Here is an 18,684-nt window from a genome sequence, read left to right as displayed (position 1 = left end):
TTTTTGCGTTTTTACGTGTTAGAAATCGAGTTATGGGGGTGGAAGCTATAAATACCGTTAATCGTAATCAAGTACTTATTGTTGAAGATGATGCACATATTAGACGTTTTGTATCGATAAATTTAATAAATAACGGATTTGTGGTGAGTGAGGCTGCATTTGGAGGAGAAGCGATACAACTCTTCACTACGAATCGACCCGATGTTGTTGTTCTGGACATTATGCTGCCAGATGCTGATGGATTTGAAATCTGCCGACAGTTAAGAGAGATAGAGCCTGCGGTCATCATCGTCTTTTTAACTGCACGCGGACAAGATCTGGACAAGATCAAAGGATTAGAAATCGGAGCTGATGATTATATTGTCAAACCGTTTAATCCGTTAGAGCTTGTAGCACGAATTAATGCGATATTGCGCCGAACAGAAACTGCTCTAAAACCGCAAAGATCCGTGATTCAATCCGGTCCAATTCGGATGGATCTGAATTCGAATAAAGTGTTCAAACATGACATCTTTATTGAATTAACGCCGAAGGAGTTTCAACTAGTTAGAACCTTTCTAGAACATCCCGATACAGCACTATCCCGGAATAAATTATTAAATCTCGTATGGGGAGAGGATTATGTAGGAGATCCTAAAACAGTAGATGTTCATGTGCGAAAGTTACGGGAAAAGATTGAAGATGATGGCTCCAAGCCACATTGGATTGAAACGGTATGGGGAGTAGGATATCGCTTCAGGAAGGACGGTTAAGAAGTGGGTATTCAGAAAAGATTAGTAGGAAGTTATTTTGTGGTCATCTGTATCACTGTTCTCATTCTTGAGATTTTCATCATGGCTTACGTGAGATATTATTATCTTCATAATGTTGAGCGGATTCTGATGAATCAAGCGGAGCTGTCTGCTTCTTTTTTTCAGCAATATTTTGCCGATGAAGATCTGGAGAAACAATCGTATCGATTATTAAAGGGGTTTGCACATAACTCGGATGCGCAAGTACAGATTATTAATTCCTCAGGCCGACTTTTGCAGGACTCTACCGGACTTCCGGGCGGCAATGACATGACTACGTATTTAGATGTACGAACTGCACTCCAAGGACAACCCGGCACATGGAGAGGCAAGGAGCCTTCCACCCAAGAAGCGATATTAGCGGTATCTTTTCCCTTACGAGCCAATGATATCATCGCGGGAGAAGTCAGATTTGTCACTTCCTTGACTGAAACACTACAGACAGTTCATCGTATTTCAATCGTACTGATCTGTGTAGGTCTGTTTGTTCTTGCGATTGTTACCGTTCTTGGACTATTGTTGTCTCGGACCATAACGAGATCAATTAAGGATCTTAAACAGGCGGCAGATCAGATGACAGAAGGAGACTTCAGCATAAGAGTACATAAACGCTATCAGGATGAGCTGGGTTCTTTGGCTGATACGTTAAATATGATGGCAGGTAGAATTTTGAAGAGCGAACAGCTTAAAAATGATTTTATTTCATCCGTGTCCCATGAACTGCGAACGCCATTAACGTCAATTAAAGGATGGGCCATCACGCTGAAATCGAATGGGAATCACAACGAGCAAATCCTTAAAGAAGGATTGGGTATTATTGAATCAGAAAGCGACAGGTTAACTTGTTTGGTGGAAGAACTGTTAGATTTCTCTAAACTGGATAACGGAAGAATTGTCATACACTCAGCACCTGTCCATCTATCAGAATTATTGCATCGTGTGGGTAGACAACTTGCCCCAAGAGCTGCTCGGCAAGGAGTCTCACTCGAAATACAAGCAGAGGAGAATCTCCCTAACATTCATGCAGACGAGAATCGTTTGAAGCAAGTACTAATTAATTTAATTGATAATTCACTCAAATTTACAGATGCCACTGGTCGAATTCTTGTACACGCTTATACAGCTCAAGAACAAGTCGTTATTACCGTTGAGGACACTGGCTCAGGAATCGCAGAGGAGGATCTAGAGGATGTGCTGCAAAAATTTTACAAAGTAGATCCACAAGCACCTGGCAGTGGTCTGGGTCTATCCATATCAAATGAGATCATTAAGTTACATCATGGAGAATTACGCATAATTAGTGAGGTAGGTAAGGGTACGAAAGTCCAGATCTACTTGCCGATAGAAGAAAAAATAAATTTAACTATTTCATAACCACTTCGTTCCCTTTCAAAGATATTATAGTAAATAACCTTGACAATCGAGGAGCTGGTAATGAGAATGCTCAACAAACTCATTAGAATAGGTTTCATATCAACTACGTTATTGTTGCTCGGAGGATGTGGGATTCCCGCAACACCAGTAGATATGATTAAGCCTCCATTATCAGAAGCAAGTATTCAGCGAGATAAAATCAACCATGAACTTATCAAATTACTACCTGACGAGGTTCAATTGTTAGTTCCTACGCAGGGAAAAGACGGTAATGATATCTCGTTCGGAGATATGGACGGGGACGGTATCGATGAAGCCGTCGTTGTATATGAAGAGAATAAAGCGACAGGTAAAATGCTGAAAGCGGCGCTATTTAAGCAAGATAATGAGGAGTGGCGAATCGTCTCGGAAGTCAAGGGCTTTGGTTACGGCTTGGAGTATGCTGGATTTCCAGATATCGATCAGGATGGTCGATCCGAGCTCGTGCTTGGCTGGTCATTAGGGGCTGCAGGAAATGGTCTGGACATTTATGGCTTGAGTGAAGATAAATTGAAGCTCTTATCCAAGAAGGAGTATCACGGTAAGTTCGATCTTGAGTAATCCTTCCCAAGGATTGTAGTTAACAAGAGGGAGGTGTCCTATGTTTTGAACGGTAAAATAAGGGCCGACCTGATTGTTTCCGATGGCCATCGTAAAACACAATAGTCCGTGGCACTACGTCATGAAAAAAAGACGTATGTTTGCTCATCGGATTATTTGTGATGTTCATTTTTAGGGGTATTCCTACAGAAATTCAACAAAATAGAGGTACTCATCATGTTTATAACCCACATCATTTCAAAACTGGATAAATCGATGCTGTTCATTATATTATGTCTTGTTGCCATTGGTACGATTGCTATTTATGGAGCTACAGTGGATACGAATTTAGATGGCCTTCACATTAGTCAGTTATATCTATTCGGTGCATTTTGCATTCCTATGCTGGTTCTCGCATTGTTAGATTATAGAGTTCTGTTAGGTAAGATATCTTACGTTCTCTATGGAATTGGCATAGGGATGCTGGTTCTTGTCGAGTTTACCGGAGAGAACATTAACGGTGCTGTTCGTTGGCTAAGTATTGGAGGTTTTCAGCTTCAACCTTCTGAATTAGCTAAATTATTTACAGTGCTTCTGATTGCTCATTTATTAGGCAAGCGAGAGGGAGCTCAGCTTCGTATTGTTCAAGATATATTACCGATTTGTATCATTTTTATGATTCCTATCATCTTAATCATGCAGCAGCCCGATTTAGGCACTTCTCTAGTTTTTGTGGGTGCACTGCTTAGTATGCTGTGGATGGGTAACATCCGTTCATTATATATGATTCTGTTCATCAGTATTATGATCATTACGGTAGGCATAATATTATGGCTATATTATGCCAATTTCGAATTGTTATCCAAGATGGTAGAGCCTCATCAAATGTCAAGAATTCAGACTTTTCTTGACCCAGCCAGCGATCCCGATAAATCATGGCATGTTAAAAACGCACAATATGCGATAGCTTTGGGAGGATTGACTGGAAGTGACGTATCTTTTTTACGTAGAGGGTTTGTTCCTTATGCGTATTCCGATTCGATCTATGTGGTCATAGGCGAGGAATATGGTTTTTTGGGTTCTGCGGTGCTGTTACTGTTATATTTCCTTCTCATATATCGTATGGTTCATATCGTCAAAGATAGTAGAGAACTTGCAGGGGCATATCTTGTTACCGGGCTTATAGGAATGTTAGTCTTTCAAATTTTCGTTAATATAGGCATGCATATCGGTTTGGTACCCCTGACGGGTATTTCCTTACCGTTCATAAGTTATGGAGGCAGCTCACTACTTAGTAATATGATTGCAATTGGCTTGGTGTTAAGTGTCAAATTTCATAAAAACGATATCTATATAGAATGAACTAAAGACAACCTTATTATTACAGAAATAGAAAGCAGGTTAAGACATTGGGCATATCTCAAACAGATGATCTCGTATTTCAATTCATCAATCAAATGGCAGTAACATTCTCCGCATTAAATCCATTTATGCGTTTTTTATCAGAAAAAGCGGAATACCTCTTTTACATGGGGATTATTGTTTATTGGTTTACTCGCATCCATAAGAACAGGCAAATGGTGATAACAACTCTCTTGTCAGCTTGTGTTGGATTTAGTGTTGGTAGTATACTTTCTCACTTTTTTTATAGGGATAGGCCTTTTGTCCATCATACGGTTAACCAATTAATTGAACATTCCGCTAACGCTTCATTTCCAAGTAATCATTCGATTGGGGCCTTTGTAATCGCAACAGGTATATGGTTGTTTCGTAAGAAAGATGGCGTAATTTGGCTTGTATTGGCAGGTTTAATTTCATTCTCCCGAATTTGGAATGGTGTTCATTATCCTTCCGATGTCATCACGGGAGCATTTATTGGTGTGATTAGTGCATTTATGATTTATCAAATGGTTCATCGATGGTCTGTAGCTCATAAATGTTTAAACGCTGGCATCAATCTTTATGAAAAAATCGAGAAAAATATTTGGAAAAGTTATAAAAAAGCTTCTAAACTCAAAAATTGAATATTATTAGAATTGAGTGGAGGAAATTATGTCTATCAAACCGAAGAGAAAAGCAATTCGTAAAGTTATGATGAGCATTTACCTTGTTATAAGCGCCCTGATACTTGGAGTTGGAATCTATGCGGGGTATATATATTATAAGGCGGATGCTGCGATTCAACGTGTGGCAGCTCCAAAGCTGACTGATGATCCGATTGATTATGTAAAGAAGGAATCGATTCAACCTATGACATTTCTTTTGGCGGGTGTAGATAGTCGGGATGGCGGTGGTGGGGTGATGAATACAGATGTTCTTATGCTTGTCAGTTTCAATCCACAAACCCAATCTGCTAGTTTGTTGTCCCTGCCGCGTGATTTGCTGCTAAAACCTAAATCGTTGCCTGCTCATAAATCCAATTATTATTATGCTTATTACTATATAAAGGATAAGTCAGAGGCTATACCTAATACAAAACGTTTTTTCTCTGATTTGCTAGGTTTTCCGATTGATCATATGGTCGTGTTGAATTTTGATGCCTTACGGCAGACCGTGGACGCACTTGGCGGACTGCAAATCGATGTCGACATGGATATGAAATATAACGATTCCGCAGACGGAACGCATATCGATTTAAAAAAGGGCTTGCAGACTCTTAATGGTCAACAAGTGCTCGACTATGTCAGGTATCGTAAATCAAATCAAGGGACTCGGGAGTCCTCCGATTTCGCACGTAACGATCGACAGCAGCAAGTGATCAAACAGATCATTGAGAAATTAGGGGATTTTCAAGGGATTTCCCAATGGGGAAACATATTGGACATTATCGGTGAAAATGTGAAGTCTGATATTCCTGAATCTGATCTTCAACAATGGGTCTATAATTTCCCGAAAATCAAGCCGAATCAGATTCGTTCATTGCAGTTGGAATCCATTTGGAAAAGTCCCTATGTTTACGTAAACAAAGAGGATTTGCAACAAGCGTTGATAGATCTAGCTGATGAAGCAGGTATCCGTTCAGAAATTTCGTTTAAATGGGAAACTATTGGGGTACTGGAGTGATCCGTGCATTGAGTCCTTCAGTTGGTCAGACCCGATTTAACTTCATCTCAACTTTTGCTATTTAAACAATTAAACAAACCCTTGATGTAACTAGGTAAACTAGAGATCCAATCCTGCAGTTGACATAAAACAGATGTTTGATTCTTCTGGTTCTGCGCTTTAGCAAAAATGAAGTCATGAGTTGCTGGAGTGCAATCTGGTAGACCAGATCGCGAAATCGCCTGTCCGACAGTGGAAATTAGAAGTCAACATGCTTGCTATACTGGCGGCTTTAGGGGCTAAGACCCCGCCTCCGACTGATATCAGATGAATTATTGGAGAACCTTTTGACGTCATGAATTTGCGTTTGTCTACCATTCAGGATCCGATGGGCGCCGTGATCACTTAGGATGCCCATAACGAGATATCGGATATGACAACAGAAGGGCTGCCGTGCTGGCTGGTACTTACATCAACTAATGCAGCAGTACCGGGAGAATTCTATTCGAAGCTGTTCGATTGGAAACTTGAAAATCGAAATGAGGATGCAACGATTTTGTTTCAGAATCGTAGCCAATATGAATGCGGCCTGAGTATGGTTGTTTCCGATAATGGAGCAGCTTGGTCTGAATGGAATGTTTATTACACCATTCAAGACTGTGAACGAAGTTTAATCAATGCTCGGAGGCTTGGTGCGCATTCCATCATTGAGACTCAGGATAAGCCTGGGATTGGCCGATTTGCCAGTTTCACGGGTCCTGATGGTATCAAGTGTTTCATCATGGCTCGCGAATAGGTGCATTATTTCAATATAGCTTATGTATTTACAGAGGTTATCCGGGCGATTCGTTTGTCCTCGGGTAACCTTTTTAATTAGGTGATTTCATAGCGAAATGAGGCCATATTGCATTTTAACAAATGAGTCGCTCCAGATGCGTTATATCCCGATATGGATCGGAAGATCGTTGTATAGTAAGCGCTTTACCCGCGCTTCTATAATGGTAGCAAGCTGTAAAAGGCGCTTGATGCTAAACGGCCTGAATGCAGCACAGATGCACGCAGAAGGAGGCAATCCACAGATGTTAGGAAGCAGTGAAACGGCGGTGAACGTGGGGGTGAATGCCGAAACTCACATTCGCTTGGCGAATGGTCTGGTGGCCATTGAGGTGGATTTGGAAAAAGGCGGTTACGCCTACGCAGGCAGCAGGGGATTCGCTCTGCAAGAAGTACGAAGCGGTTTTCGATGGCAGGGCCGGGAATACCATGCGGGACATTATGACCGCCACTATATGATGGGGCAGCCGGAGAAGATCCAAGATTCGTTCGGAACCGGAATCCATGCCGTGATTAAGCATGAATCCGATCTGCTCCCAGGCCTGGAACAGCATTTTTACGTCTATGAGGGAACTTCATCTTTCATCACGCGGGTCGTCATCGTCGGTCATGAGGAATTAAAGGTAAACCGCATCGCGGTGGTGAAAACCGATAGCGTATCGAGCGGGAGCGAGACGGTTCCGGGAGAAGCGCTGCATGTGCTGCGCGTGCCGTATGACAATGACAAATGGGTGCGCTACCTGACGGAGACGGCCCCTCTGGAGACGGAAAGCTACGAAGTGACGGCCTTGTTCCAGCCGGATAGCCGCCATGGATTGATCCTGGGATCGATCAGTCATGACGTGTGGAAGACCGGCATTCGCGTGAAAGGGGAAACCGCAGGCAAGCTGGATGAACTGGAACTGTACGCTGGCGCGGCCGACATTATGACCCGAGACTCCCAGCCGCATGGCTACATAAGAGGAACGCGCCTCGAATCTCCGCTGGTTATGGTAGGGGATTATGAAGATTACCGGACAGGACTCGAAGCGTATGGGGAATCGAATGCGAAGGTAGCGCCTGCACTGAGCTGGAACGGCGGCGTCCCGATCGGCTGGAACAGCTGGTCGGCCGCCATGAGCACGCTGGATTACGACCTCTATGTGGCGACGAGCGATTTTCTGAAGCGGGAGGTTCAGCCCGAGGGCTTTCATAACGAGAATACCCTGTACATTAATTTCGATGCGTTCTGGGATCGCCTGACGCCTGCCGAGATGGAGGATGCCTTGAAAAGGGTCCGCGAGAACGGGCACAAACCCGGTACATACTGGACGCCGTTTGCGTTCTGGGGAAGTCCGGCTGGGTTCGGGAACCCCGTGGAGGGCACCGATGGGAAGTATACCTATGGCGATATCCTGCTTCGCGACCAGGATGGCGAGATTTTGCCGGATGTTGACGGCGGACTTGCGATTGATCCTACGCATCCCGGGAACCTGGCGCGTATCGATTGGTTCATGGATAAATTCGTCTCCGAAGGATTTGAGTATATCAAGCTGGACTTCATGGCTCACGGGGCTCTGGAGGGCAAGCATTACAACCCGAATATTACGACAGGGATCGCTGCATACAATTACGGCCTGTCGTATCTGACGGATAAACTCTCCCCGGAGCGGATCGGCAGACCGTTCTTCATCAACCTGTCGATTGCCCCGCTGTTCCCTTATTCCTATGCGCACAGCCGCAGAATTTCCTGCGATGTGTTCGGAACGATCAAGGATACGGAATATTTGCTGAACTCGCTGACGCACGGGTGGTGGATGAACGATACGCTGTACCGCTTTAACGATCCGGACCATGCCGTGATCTATAAAAGCTTCAATCAGGATTCGACGCCTCGCCATGAAGGGCGAAGCCGTCTGACCGCGTCCGTGATCTCGGGAACGGTGCTGCTGCTGGGCGATGACTTCCGGCATGAGGAAGCGGCATGGCGCGCCAAGACCTGGCTGGGAAATGAGGCAATCACTGAGATTGCCCGATTGGGTAGAACCTTTGTGCCCGTAGAGGGGAATCTCGGGAAACAGGCTGCGGATACGTTTGTACTGACCCATCCAAGCGAACCGGGAACAACGTATATTGCCGTTTTTAACTTTGACGGGGCCGAGTCCGTACAGAAGACGGTTTCCTTGGAACGCTGCGGCCTCGAGGCGCACGCTACCTACACGTTCCTGGATGTGTGGGAAGGAACGGCGGGTCAAGCGAACGGCACACTTACGGTCGAGCTGGCGCCAGCCGAATCGAAAATCCTGAAATTAAGCCGAAATCAATGAATAGAAGGAGGAGAGGTTCAGTGCGTATTCATCCGTTTAAATTCTTCCAAAAGCCATTCATGCTATTCTTATCGATTCTGTTAGCGGGGTCTGTGCTAGGCAGCTCCTTTGCTTCGGCAGAACCGCAGCAGCCGAGTCAAACGGCCGGAGGCATCCTTTCCTACGAGGCCGAGGCTTCTCAGAACACATTTACCGGCAATGCAGGTGCAGTCGATTGCGATTTCTGTTCGGGCGGGCAAAAAGTCGGCAATCTGTACGGCGGTTCCACCCTGACGTTCAACGGGATTCAGGCCGATAAGGCCGGTATATACAATATGAACATGTTCTACATCTCCGGGGATTCCCGCGCAGCTTCGATCTCCGTGAACGGAGCGGAGAAGGAGAATTTCAGTTTTCCGAAAACAGCGGATTGGAACACGATCGGCACTTATCAGATTCAAATTTACTTGAATCAGGGCAGCAACACGATTCTGTTCGATGATGCAGGCGGATACTCGCCCGATTTTGACAAGATTGAGCTGAAATTTGATTCAGCCGGCGATGACGGATCAGGCCCAGATGGAAGCATTGGCGATTTGGGCAAGCAAAAGAAAGCCACGAGTTATGGCTCCATCACCTTAACCGAGTATGCCAACGGTATTAAGGTATCCAATCCGACATATGAGCTGCTGTACAACACTTCGACCGGATTGTCGCAATACAATTGGAACGGCAAACCGGTTGCCAAGGGGTTATACAGCGAGATCCAGCTCGACCGGATGGTTGCAAGTACAGATTATAAACATCATAAATTCTATAAAAATCAAGTGGTCCCATTCCAGGATGCCACCGGCAAGGGCATCAAGGTGACGGTCGTGAATGAGGATGGGGGAAAGCCATCGCTCAGCCAAATTTATTACGTCTATGAAGACGGGCCATATTTGCTTACGGAAACAGTCGCTTCCCATCATTCCGCAATATCTACGGGGAACATAGCCCCCATCGCGATGGAAGCGAGAGGCGGCATCGACATCGGCAGCTATGACGATAACCGGGTCCTCGTCGTTCCCTTCGACAATGATGCTTGGTCCAGATACCAAGCGAAGTCGATGAATACCGGCCTCAACAACGGTCTGTATATCAGCTCGGAGCTGACGGCCATCTATGACAATACGAGCCGGAACGGCCTCGTCATCGGATCGGTGACGCATGATACGTGGAAGACCGGCATCTATTGGAGCGGCTCGAATGATAAATTGAACAAACTGCGCGTATATGGCGGATTTACGTCATCCACCTCCACGTGGGACACGATTCCGCATGGAAAGGTAACGGGCAAGCAGATTGCTTCGCCGAAAATCATGTTCGGGTTTTTCGAGGACTACCGGACCGGGCTGGAGGAGTTTGGCAAGGTGAATGCAGCGATCCAGCCTCCGTTGGCCTTTGGCGAAGACATTCCTGAAGGCGTTCCGGTCGGCTGGAACAGCTGGGGAGCTTATGCCAGTGATTTAAGCTTTGACAAGGCGGTTTCCGTCTCGAATTATTTTAAAGACCATATTCAGAACCATTCCTTCAACAATGAAGGTGATATCTACATCAATCTCGATTCCTATTGGGATAACATGACGGATCAGCAGCTGACGGATCTGGTTCAGCTCATTCATAGCAATGGACAGAAGGCCGGCATCTATTATTCGCCGTTCGTGTACTGGGGCAACAATATGGAGCAGGAAGTCGAAGGGACGAACGGCAAGTATAAATACGGCGATATCGTGCTGCGTGATTTGGACGGAAACGTGCTGCCGACGCTGGACGGCGCTTATGCCGTGGATCCGACGCATCCGGGCGTGAAGCAGCGGATCGATTATTACATGAATAAGTTCAAGAGCAAGGGCTTTGAATATATCAAAATCGATTTTTTGAGCCATGGGGCAATGGAAGGCAAGCATTATGACGCCAATGTTCAAACCGGCATCCAGGCCTATAACCAAGGGATGGCTTACGTGAATGAAGTGCTGGACGGCTCCATGTTCATCAGCGCTTCTATCGCGCCGCTGTTCCCTAGCCAATATGCGCACAGCCGCCGCATCTCCTGCGATATCGACGGCAGCATCGGCAGCACGGAATACCAGCTGAACAATCTCACGTACGGCTGGTGGCAGAACGGAACGATCTACCATTATACCGATCCGGACTATATGCACTTGACCAAAGGCGGATCGATCGAAGGCGCGCAGTCTCGCGTCAATGCGGCCGCGATCTCCGGCACGGTCTTCCTGAATTCGGATGACGTAACGGATGCGACGGCAAGGCAGTATATGGAAACGCTGCTGACGAATCCGGAAGTAAACGGGCTTGCGATGAAGGGCAAGGCGTTCCGGCCGGTAGAAGGCAACACGGGCACGCAGGCAGCAAACGTATTCGTGCTGGACGATCAGGGAACCCACTATGTAGCCGTGTTTAACTATACGCAAGATGCGGCGCAGCACACCGTGGATCTCGTTCGGGCCGGTATCGCTTCGGAAGGGGCGACGTCCTATACGGTGACGGATGTATGGAGCGGCCAATCTCAGACGGCGTCTGGATCTTCGCTGGATGTGACGCTTAAAGCGGCCGAATCCAAGCTTTATAAAATCGTCCCTAATCCATAAGAAGAAGTCATCGATTCATCATGTACATCTGCAAGTTCATCGCGGTTCTCGGCTCCATCCGGGAATCGCGATTTCTTGCCTTTGCTGTAAGGGTAACGCTTGTCTCAAGACTGGAAAATCAAATGAAGAGGAGAATGCAAGATGACAGACATGAAATTGTGGTATACAAAACCAGCTCAGGGCTGGCCGCAAGGGCTGCCGATCGGCAACGGCCGAATGGGGAATGTGGTCATATCCGCTCCGCATCGGGAGGTCTGGAATATTACCGAAACTACCTATTGGTCCGGCCAGCCGGAGCCGGCTCAAGGGCAAAGCAACAGCAAAGCGGTTTTAGAGCGGATGCGGCAGTATTTCTTCCAGGGCGATTATCGCGAAGGTGATCGACTGGCCAAGAAGCACTTGGAGCCGGGAAAATTGAATTTTGGCACCAATCTGGGACTATGCCAAGTCGTTCTGGAGTTTGACCATAACGTGGAGCCTTCCGAAGGCGGGGGACAAGATGCAGCAGCTGAGCCGCTGTTCCATCGGGAACTGGATCTGCAGGAGGCGGTGGCACGTTCTATTTGCGAGATCGATGGAACGGAGATGACGCGAGAGGTATTTGCTTCCCATGCCGATCAGGTGATCGTATCCCGGATTCGCAGCAGCCATGGCTCGTCAGGCGTGTCATTCCGCATTTCGATTCGAGGCGAGAATGGTCCTTTTCATACTGTCGTAACCGAAAAGGACACGATCGAATTCCGGGGACAGGCGCTGGAAGACGTACATAGCAATGGGGAGTGCGGGGTGTCCTGCCAAGGCCAGCTTCGGGTCGCTGCGGAAGGCGGGCAGGTAAGTTGCACGGCTGACACCATAAACGTATCCGGGGCGGATGAGGCGGCGATTTATTTTGCGGTGAATACGGATTACCGTCAAGAAGGTGAGGGCTGGCGAGAGAAAAGCGCGTTGCAGCTGGAGCAGGCTCTGCTGCTAGGATATGACGCGCTGAGAGCCAAGCATCTAGCGGATTATCAGCCGCTGTATGCCCGCGTACGATTGGAGCTGGGAAGCTCCGAGCATGCCAGTCTGCCTACGGACGAGCGGATCGGCAGGTTTAAGCAGGGCAACTGGGACGATCCGGCGTTGTTTGCGTTGTTTTATCAATATGGCCGGTACTTGACGATTAGTGGATCACGACAAGGTTCCATCCTGCCCATGCATTTGCAAGGCATATGGAATGACGGCGAAGCCAACAAGATGGCCTGGAGCTGCGATTATCACCTGGATACGAACACCCAGATGAATTATTTTCCGACGGAGGCCGCGAACCTGAGCGAGAGCCATGAGCCGCTCATGCGGTACATCCAGCAGCTGTCGGTGGCCGGTCGCTCGGCTGCGCGCCATTATTATGATGCCGAAGGCTGGGTGGCCCATGTATTCTCCAATGCCTGGGGATTTGCGTCACCGGGGTGGGAAACCTCCTGGGGGCTCAACGTGACGGGCGGACTGTGGATCGCGACGCATATGATGGAGCATTACGCGTATAACCAAGATCAGGCTTTTCTGGAGGAGCTGGCCTATCCCGTCCTGAAGGAGGCCGCGGCCTTTTTCATGGATTACATGACCGTGCATCCGAAGTATGGCTGGCTGGTGACAGGTCCGTCGAATTCGCCGGAGAACAGCTTTTATACCGGCAATCCGGAGGATGGGCATCAGCAGCTGTCCATGGGCCCGACCATGGATCAGGTCCTGGTTCGGGATTTGCTGGCCTTCTGCGTGAAGGCAGCACAGACCTTGGGCGTGGATGAGGAGCTTCAGCAGAAGTGGCAGACAGCGCTGGATCAATTGCCTCCGCTGATGATCGGCAAGAAGGGACAGCTGCAGGAATGGCTGGAGGACTACGAGGAGGCGCAGCCGGAGCACCGCCATCTGTCGCATCTGTTTGCCCTGTATCCCGGCAGCCAAATCACCCCGCATCATACGCCGGAACTAGCTGCGGCAGCCCGTGTGACATTGGAGAATCGGAACAGCCGGGCCGACCTGGAGGATATCGAATTTACCGCAGCACTGTTCGGACTCTTCTACGCCCGATTACATGACGGGGACCAGGCCGTGCAGCATATCGCCCACCTGATCGGGGAGCTGTGCTTTGACAACATGCTCACCTACTCCAAACCCGGCGTTGCCGGAGCCGAGGCCAACATCTTTGTCATCGACGGCAACTTCGGCGGCACCGCCGCCATCGCAGAAATGCTGCTGCAAAGCCATGAAGGCGAGATTCATCTTCTGCCGGCATTGCCGGCAATATGGCCGACAGGCAGTGTGAAAGGGCTGAAGGCGAAAGGGAATATCGAGGTGGATATGAGCTGGGAAGATGGGAAGCTGGTTGAGGCGAGGGTGAAGGGGAATGAGGATAAGAGTGTGCGTGTGTTTTATGGGGGAAGGGAGATGGAGGTGGGTTTTGTGGCAGGAGTGGTTTGTGAAGTTGAGGAGAATCTGGAAGTTAATGAATAATCGTTTGATAGGTGAGACGACACATAAAAAATTAAATCAGCCCTGGGGAATTTCCCTAGGGCTTACTCATTAATTAGATCAATGTGAAGTTACTAAAGTAGCAATTGTCGAAATAGAACAAACGTTCCGAAGGTAAAGGGTGGTTCATGGCGAAATATGTAAAAAGATAATTCGATTATGTTGGAATTGGGATATTAGATTGTTGATACGCATAGGTTTAGTTCAAATTATTTATTAGGGGGTGTGGATTCATGGGTAATAAGTACTATGAAATATTTGATGATCTTATTGGAGCTCATATGAGAAACCTTATTATATATGAATATAATTCTGAACAAAAAAAGCATATATATCACCCATATAGACATGATTATAAAAAAGATGCGGAAGAATTGTTAGCATCGTATATGAGAAAATATATTTATTTTTATGCATATTCGGAGAAAGAGGTTATTGACTCATTTGAATTTGGGTTGCTTAGTGATCTTGAAGCAGCTGCATGTTTTGCATTACAACATAGATTGCCCAAAAGATATGGTCCTTCAAATGGTCTTTATAGTGAGCTTTTACTTGATTTACTTATAACCTTATTTAGAGGAGATGTTAATAAGTTAGCTACAAGGGCCATCTATAGACAAATGACAGATAATCAAGAGATTAAGGGTTTTGATGGGCTTCATATTGTTACAAGCAATACAGAAAATGAATTGTGGTTAGGCCAAGCTAAGATGGGGGATATCAGTTATTGCTTGCGATCTATTACAACTGATTTAGAGCAAAAGACTAACATGTTATATACATCTAAACAGCTATATTTTATAGCTGATAAAGAGAAAAGTGCTGTAGATAAAGCATTAGAATTACTTAAGAAAATTAATAATGTATCTATGAAGGCGGAAATGCTAAAGCTTTCTGAGGAAGAAAAAGCACAATTATTGAATGAGTTTTTTGAAAAAGAAGAAATTAAAATAGTTTTCCCATGTCTTATAGCCTATTCTTCTTCAGATATTTATGAAGTAGAAGAAAAAATCGATGAAAACATTAATAATGAATTAGCTAAATTAATTGATAGGTTCGACGATAAATTTGACGCATTATTAGATGTTGAATATCAGATACTAATCCTCTTTATTCCTATTAGAGATTTGGAGATGCTTAGAAAGAGAATGGTGGAGATATAATGGAGAATAAACTGAGATTAATTGAGTCTATAAATAGTTACGATGGGTCAGACGAGAGTTTTAATAATTTGAAAGACATAGTTTGTGAAATATCAGAAAATAGTTCTGAAAAAGAAACACCACTTATGAAGGAACTCTTATATGTTGCTGCTCAAAAAATGAGAACTTTTGGATATAATATAATGAATGATATACAATTGGATGATATAGCTTCTGACGAAAACGTAAGTTTTATATTTCAGAATAATCTAATTGATCAATATTATACTACGTTGACTGGTAACAGACTCGATTATAATCAAATGAATGTATTGCGACAATTTCAATCACTTGAGAATAAGAGGATTTTAGTAAGTGCACCGACATCATTTGGTAAAACATTTCTTTTACGAGAGCTAATTTATCATAATTTGGATCGTTATCGAAATATTGCATTAATTTTCCCAACAGTTTCATTGTTGAATGAGAATGTTTTTGAGTTTAGAAAGTTTATAAAAGAAAGGCAACTTAAATATAAAATAGTGAGCAATACACATACTGAACTGGAAGAATTCAACATGTTTATTTTAACACCAGAAAGAATGCTCAGCTTCATAAATGAATATCCAGATTTACAATTAGATTTTTTCTTTATGGATGAAATATATAAAATAGATAACTTTTTTAACACAGCTGACAATGGAGAGAATCCAGTTGAAAGTGAAAGAGATGGTGTATTTAGAGTCACTTTATATCTGCTTTCAAGATCAACAAGTGACTTTTATTTAGCAGGCCCTTATATTAATCTTGACCATATTGGAGACGGATTTAAGAGATTTATAGAAAAATTCTCTGTTGTACCAATTAATATTAAGACAGAACTTATAAAAAAAGAACATATTAAATCCTGGACAAGTATCCTCAAAGTAAATAATGAAAAAATAAAGTATGTTGATACTTCAAAAATCAGCAAGTTGAAAACCATAATCTCCCATATTAACAGTAAAGATTTGGGTCAAACTATTATATATGCAGAATCAAAAAGTAAAGTAACGGAACTTGCACGTGAAACTAGGGATTTAACATCAAGTCCTATGTCTAAGTCCAAAAAATTAAATGATTTTATTTACCATTTAGAGAGACGTTATTCGTTTAGCCACAATGGTCTACAAACCTCAAATAGTTGGTCTATAATTGATTCATTAAAAAAAGAAATAGGGGTTCATCATGGATCTTTCCCGAAATACATACAAAATGAAATTCTTGAGTTATTTAACGAAAGTCATATAAAGTTTGTTTTTACTACAACATCAATTACTGAGGGTGTAAACACGAAAGCTAAAAATATTATTTTTTACGGTAAAACAAAGGGACATAAAGAGTTGAAATCATTCGATATAAAAAATATAAATGGTAGGGCAGGTAGGTATTATCATCATTTTATTGGTCGTATCTTTTATTTAGAGTCTGAAATTTATAAGAAACTTGAACAAGAAGATGATAAATTAGATTTTGTGACTTTTAGTGATCAAGAACTGGGATATATTGATCTTGATAATTCTCAATTTGAAGACTTAACAATATCCAATGCCCAAAAAAAAGAATTAAGAGATAAAATTATAGCTGATGAAGGCATTGATCCAACAATTTTATTGAAAAATAGATTAGTCGATAGCTTGAAACAGGTAGAAATTATAAAAGCTCTAAGGGAACTGAGTAAAACTGATTTAGAAAGCTTAGTATATCAATGCTCCAGTATTCGTGCATTTCTTACTAATCGCACTATTTATAGAGTTCTCGAATACTTTAAATTAGTTGATATTCTTAATGAATTTGAAGTTTCGCGTTACGGAATAATAGCTTCGCAATATGCGATGCCAAACGGATTTTTTTTACTGCTGAAGTTTGAGTTGGATAAAAATGAACAACACACATTTGAAACAGTTGATGCAGCATATATGAGGGTATTTTATAACATAAGAAACATTGTAGAATATAAGGTCCCAAAATTTGTAGCTATCTTTGGAAATCTCCTAGCTTACGTTTGTGAATTATCTAATATTAAAACAGATTCTTTAGCTATTGATGGAATAATAAGATTCTTCGAAGTTGGAGTTCAGACAGAAATTGGATCATACTTGGCTGAAATGGGATTTCCAATAACAGCAATCAAAGAATTGGAGTCAAGAATGAACGATGTTATGGGGTATTCCAGAGAAGCTGTAGCTAATAATTTTGATCATCTTGAGGATCAATTCAAGAAAATATTAGATAGTTATGAGCTAAACTTATTAAGAAAATTAATCTCTAACTAAGATATAATTGATGTTAAAATTGTAGAAATCATATGATAAACAAGTAAGTTCTTTTCAAATCATTCCATTCGTAGGACGATAATGTTAAAGGGCAAAAAGTTTTCCCTCCTTTTTGGAGTAAACTGACTCTCAAATTATAACAATGTTTCTTGTTCTATTCATTTCCAACATCATTCATATATTTGTTGACATTAATAAGAGCCCTTACCCTCCCGGGTAAGGGCTTCTCCTCTTTCCCAACAAACCCCTAACTCTTTATCGCCCCCATCATAATCCCCTTCACAAAATACCTTTGCACAAAAGGATACACCATAATGATCGGCAGCGTAGCGACCATGGTCACCGCCATCCGGATGCTTTCGCTGGAGACCGGGATCCGCTTGGAGCCCTGCGCCAGCTGCTGGGCATCGGACATCATGCCGGCGGTCTGGAACTGGTTGAGGATTTTGACCAGGACGGCCTGCAGGGTCTTGAGCTCCGGCTTGTAGGTATACACATAGGAGTCATACCAGGAGTTCCAGTGGCCGATGGCCAGGAACAGGCCGATCGTGGCGAGCACTGGCACGCACAGCGGCATGATGATGCGGAAGAACGTCTGCAGGTCGTTTGCGCCGTCGATTTTGGAGGATTCCTCGATCTCGCCGGGGATCTGCTCCATGAAGGTGCGCACCAGAATCATCAGGAACACGCCGATTAACCCAGGGAAGATATAGACCCAGAAGGAGTCGATCAGCCCCAGGGATTTGATGATCATATACGTCGGGATGAGCCCGCCGCCGAAATACATCGTGAACACAAAGAAGAAGGAGAAGTATTTCCACCCGAGCAGATTGCGCTTGCTGAGCGGATAGGCGAGCAGCGTGATGAAGAAGATGGATGCCGCCGTCCCGACGATGGTACGAAGCACGGTAATCTTGATGGCGCTCCAGATTTCCGGGTTCCGGAAGATGGTCAGGTAGCTCTCGATGGTTGGCACGCGCGGCCAGAAGTACAGATTGCCCCGCATCGTATCGGTCGCATCGTTCAAGGAGATGACCAGGATGTTCCAGAACGGATAGAAGGTGACGATAAAGATGCCGGTCAGGAACAGGTATAAAGAGGCATCGAAGATACGCTCGGGCACGGTTTTTTTGCTTAACATGGATGTACCTCCTTAGGGT

The 18,684-nt window shown here is 44.5% G+C and carries 13 protein-coding genes; 12 read left to right on the top strand and 1 reads right to left on the bottom strand.

Annotation, left to right across the window (positions count from 1 at the left end; genetic code table 11):
- The first annotated feature begins 32 nt into the window (after positions 1 to 32).
- The 12 genes from ABEQ74_RS05885 (at position 33) to ABEQ74_RS05830 (ending at position 17,524) form a co-directional block, all read left to right on the top strand.
- Complete coding sequence (locus tag ABEQ74_RS05885; RefSeq protein WP_430120360.1) at positions 33 to 752, top strand: response regulator transcription factor; 720 nt, start codon at positions 33 to 35, stop codon at positions 750 to 752.
- 3 nt (positions 753 to 755) lie between these two features.
- Positions 756 to 2,165 (top strand): sensor histidine kinase, encoded by a 1,410-nt coding sequence (locus ABEQ74_RS05880; RefSeq protein ID WP_430120358.1) that lies wholly within the window; start codon positions 756 to 758, stop codon positions 2,163 to 2,165.
- A gap of 60 nt (positions 2,166 to 2,225) precedes the next feature.
- Positions 2,226 to 2,765 carry a hypothetical protein gene (locus ABEQ74_RS05875; protein ID WP_430120356.1) on the top strand — a complete coding sequence of 180 codons (540 nt, stop codon included), beginning with the start codon at positions 2,226 to 2,228 and terminating at the stop codon, positions 2,763 to 2,765.
- A gap of 216 nt (positions 2,766 to 2,981) precedes the next feature.
- The gene (locus ABEQ74_RS05870) at positions 2,982 to 4,106 is read left to right on the top strand and encodes an FtsW/RodA/SpoVE family cell cycle protein (protein WP_430120354.1); all 1,125 of its coding nucleotides are present in this window, start codon (positions 2,982 to 2,984) and stop codon (positions 4,104 to 4,106) included.
- A gap of 47 nt (positions 4,107 to 4,153) precedes the next feature.
- The gene (locus tag ABEQ74_RS05865) at positions 4,154 to 4,768 is read left to right on the top strand and encodes an undecaprenyl-diphosphatase (protein WP_430120353.1); all 615 of its coding nucleotides are present in this window, start codon (positions 4,154 to 4,156) and stop codon (positions 4,766 to 4,768) included.
- Between the two features lie 28 nt (positions 4,769 to 4,796).
- The gene (locus ABEQ74_RS05860; protein WP_430120352.1) at positions 4,797 to 5,807 is read left to right on the top strand and encodes an LCP family protein; all 1,011 of its coding nucleotides are present in this window, start codon (positions 4,797 to 4,799) and stop codon (positions 5,805 to 5,807) included.
- A 412-nt stretch (positions 5,808 to 6,219) separates the two neighbouring features.
- Positions 6,220 to 6,582, top strand: coding sequence for a hypothetical protein (locus ABEQ74_RS05855; RefSeq protein ID WP_430120350.1), 363 nt, complete (start codon positions 6,220 to 6,222; stop codon positions 6,580 to 6,582).
- A 283-nt stretch (positions 6,583 to 6,865) separates the two neighbouring features.
- The gene (locus tag ABEQ74_RS05850; protein ID WP_430120348.1) at positions 6,866 to 8,926 is read left to right on the top strand and encodes an alpha-galactosidase; all 2,061 of its coding nucleotides are present in this window, start codon (positions 6,866 to 6,868) and stop codon (positions 8,924 to 8,926) included.
- 20 nt (positions 8,927 to 8,946) lie between these two features.
- Complete coding sequence (locus ABEQ74_RS05845) at positions 8,947 to 11,556, top strand: carbohydrate-binding protein (protein WP_430120346.1); 2,610 nt, start codon at positions 8,947 to 8,949, stop codon at positions 11,554 to 11,556.
- A 141-nt stretch (positions 11,557 to 11,697) separates the two neighbouring features.
- Complete coding sequence (locus ABEQ74_RS05840) at positions 11,698 to 14,049, top strand: glycoside hydrolase family 95 protein (RefSeq protein ID WP_430120344.1); 2,352 nt, start codon at positions 11,698 to 11,700, stop codon at positions 14,047 to 14,049.
- 251 nt (positions 14,050 to 14,300) lie between these two features.
- Positions 14,301 to 15,230 carry a hypothetical protein gene (locus ABEQ74_RS05835; protein ID WP_430120342.1) on the top strand — a complete coding sequence of 310 codons (930 nt, stop codon included), beginning with the start codon at positions 14,301 to 14,303 and terminating at the stop codon, positions 15,228 to 15,230.
- Positions 15,230 to 17,524 (top strand): helicase-related protein, encoded by a 2,295-nt coding sequence (locus ABEQ74_RS05830; RefSeq protein ID WP_430120340.1) that lies wholly within the window; start codon positions 15,230 to 15,232, stop codon positions 17,522 to 17,524. Before ABEQ74_RS05835 ends, ABEQ74_RS05830 begins: the two co-directional genes overlap by 1 nt.
- Before the next feature lie 247 nt (positions 17,525 to 17,771).
- Here ABEQ74_RS05830 and ABEQ74_RS05825 read toward each other — a convergent pair whose 3' ends face one another.
- Positions 17,772 to 18,665, bottom strand: a complete 894-nt coding sequence (locus ABEQ74_RS05825) for a carbohydrate ABC transporter permease (RefSeq protein ID WP_430120338.1) — start codon at positions 18,663 to 18,665, stop codon at positions 17,772 to 17,774.
- Positions 18,666 to 18,684 lie beyond the last annotated feature (19 nt).

Origin of the sequence: Paenibacillus solani (assembly GCF_050475945.1) — a bacterium.
GTDB lineage: Bacteria > Bacillota > Bacilli > Paenibacillales > Paenibacillaceae > Paenibacillus_AQ > Paenibacillus_AQ solani_A.
This window is presented reverse-complemented; position numbering and strand designations above follow the sequence as displayed.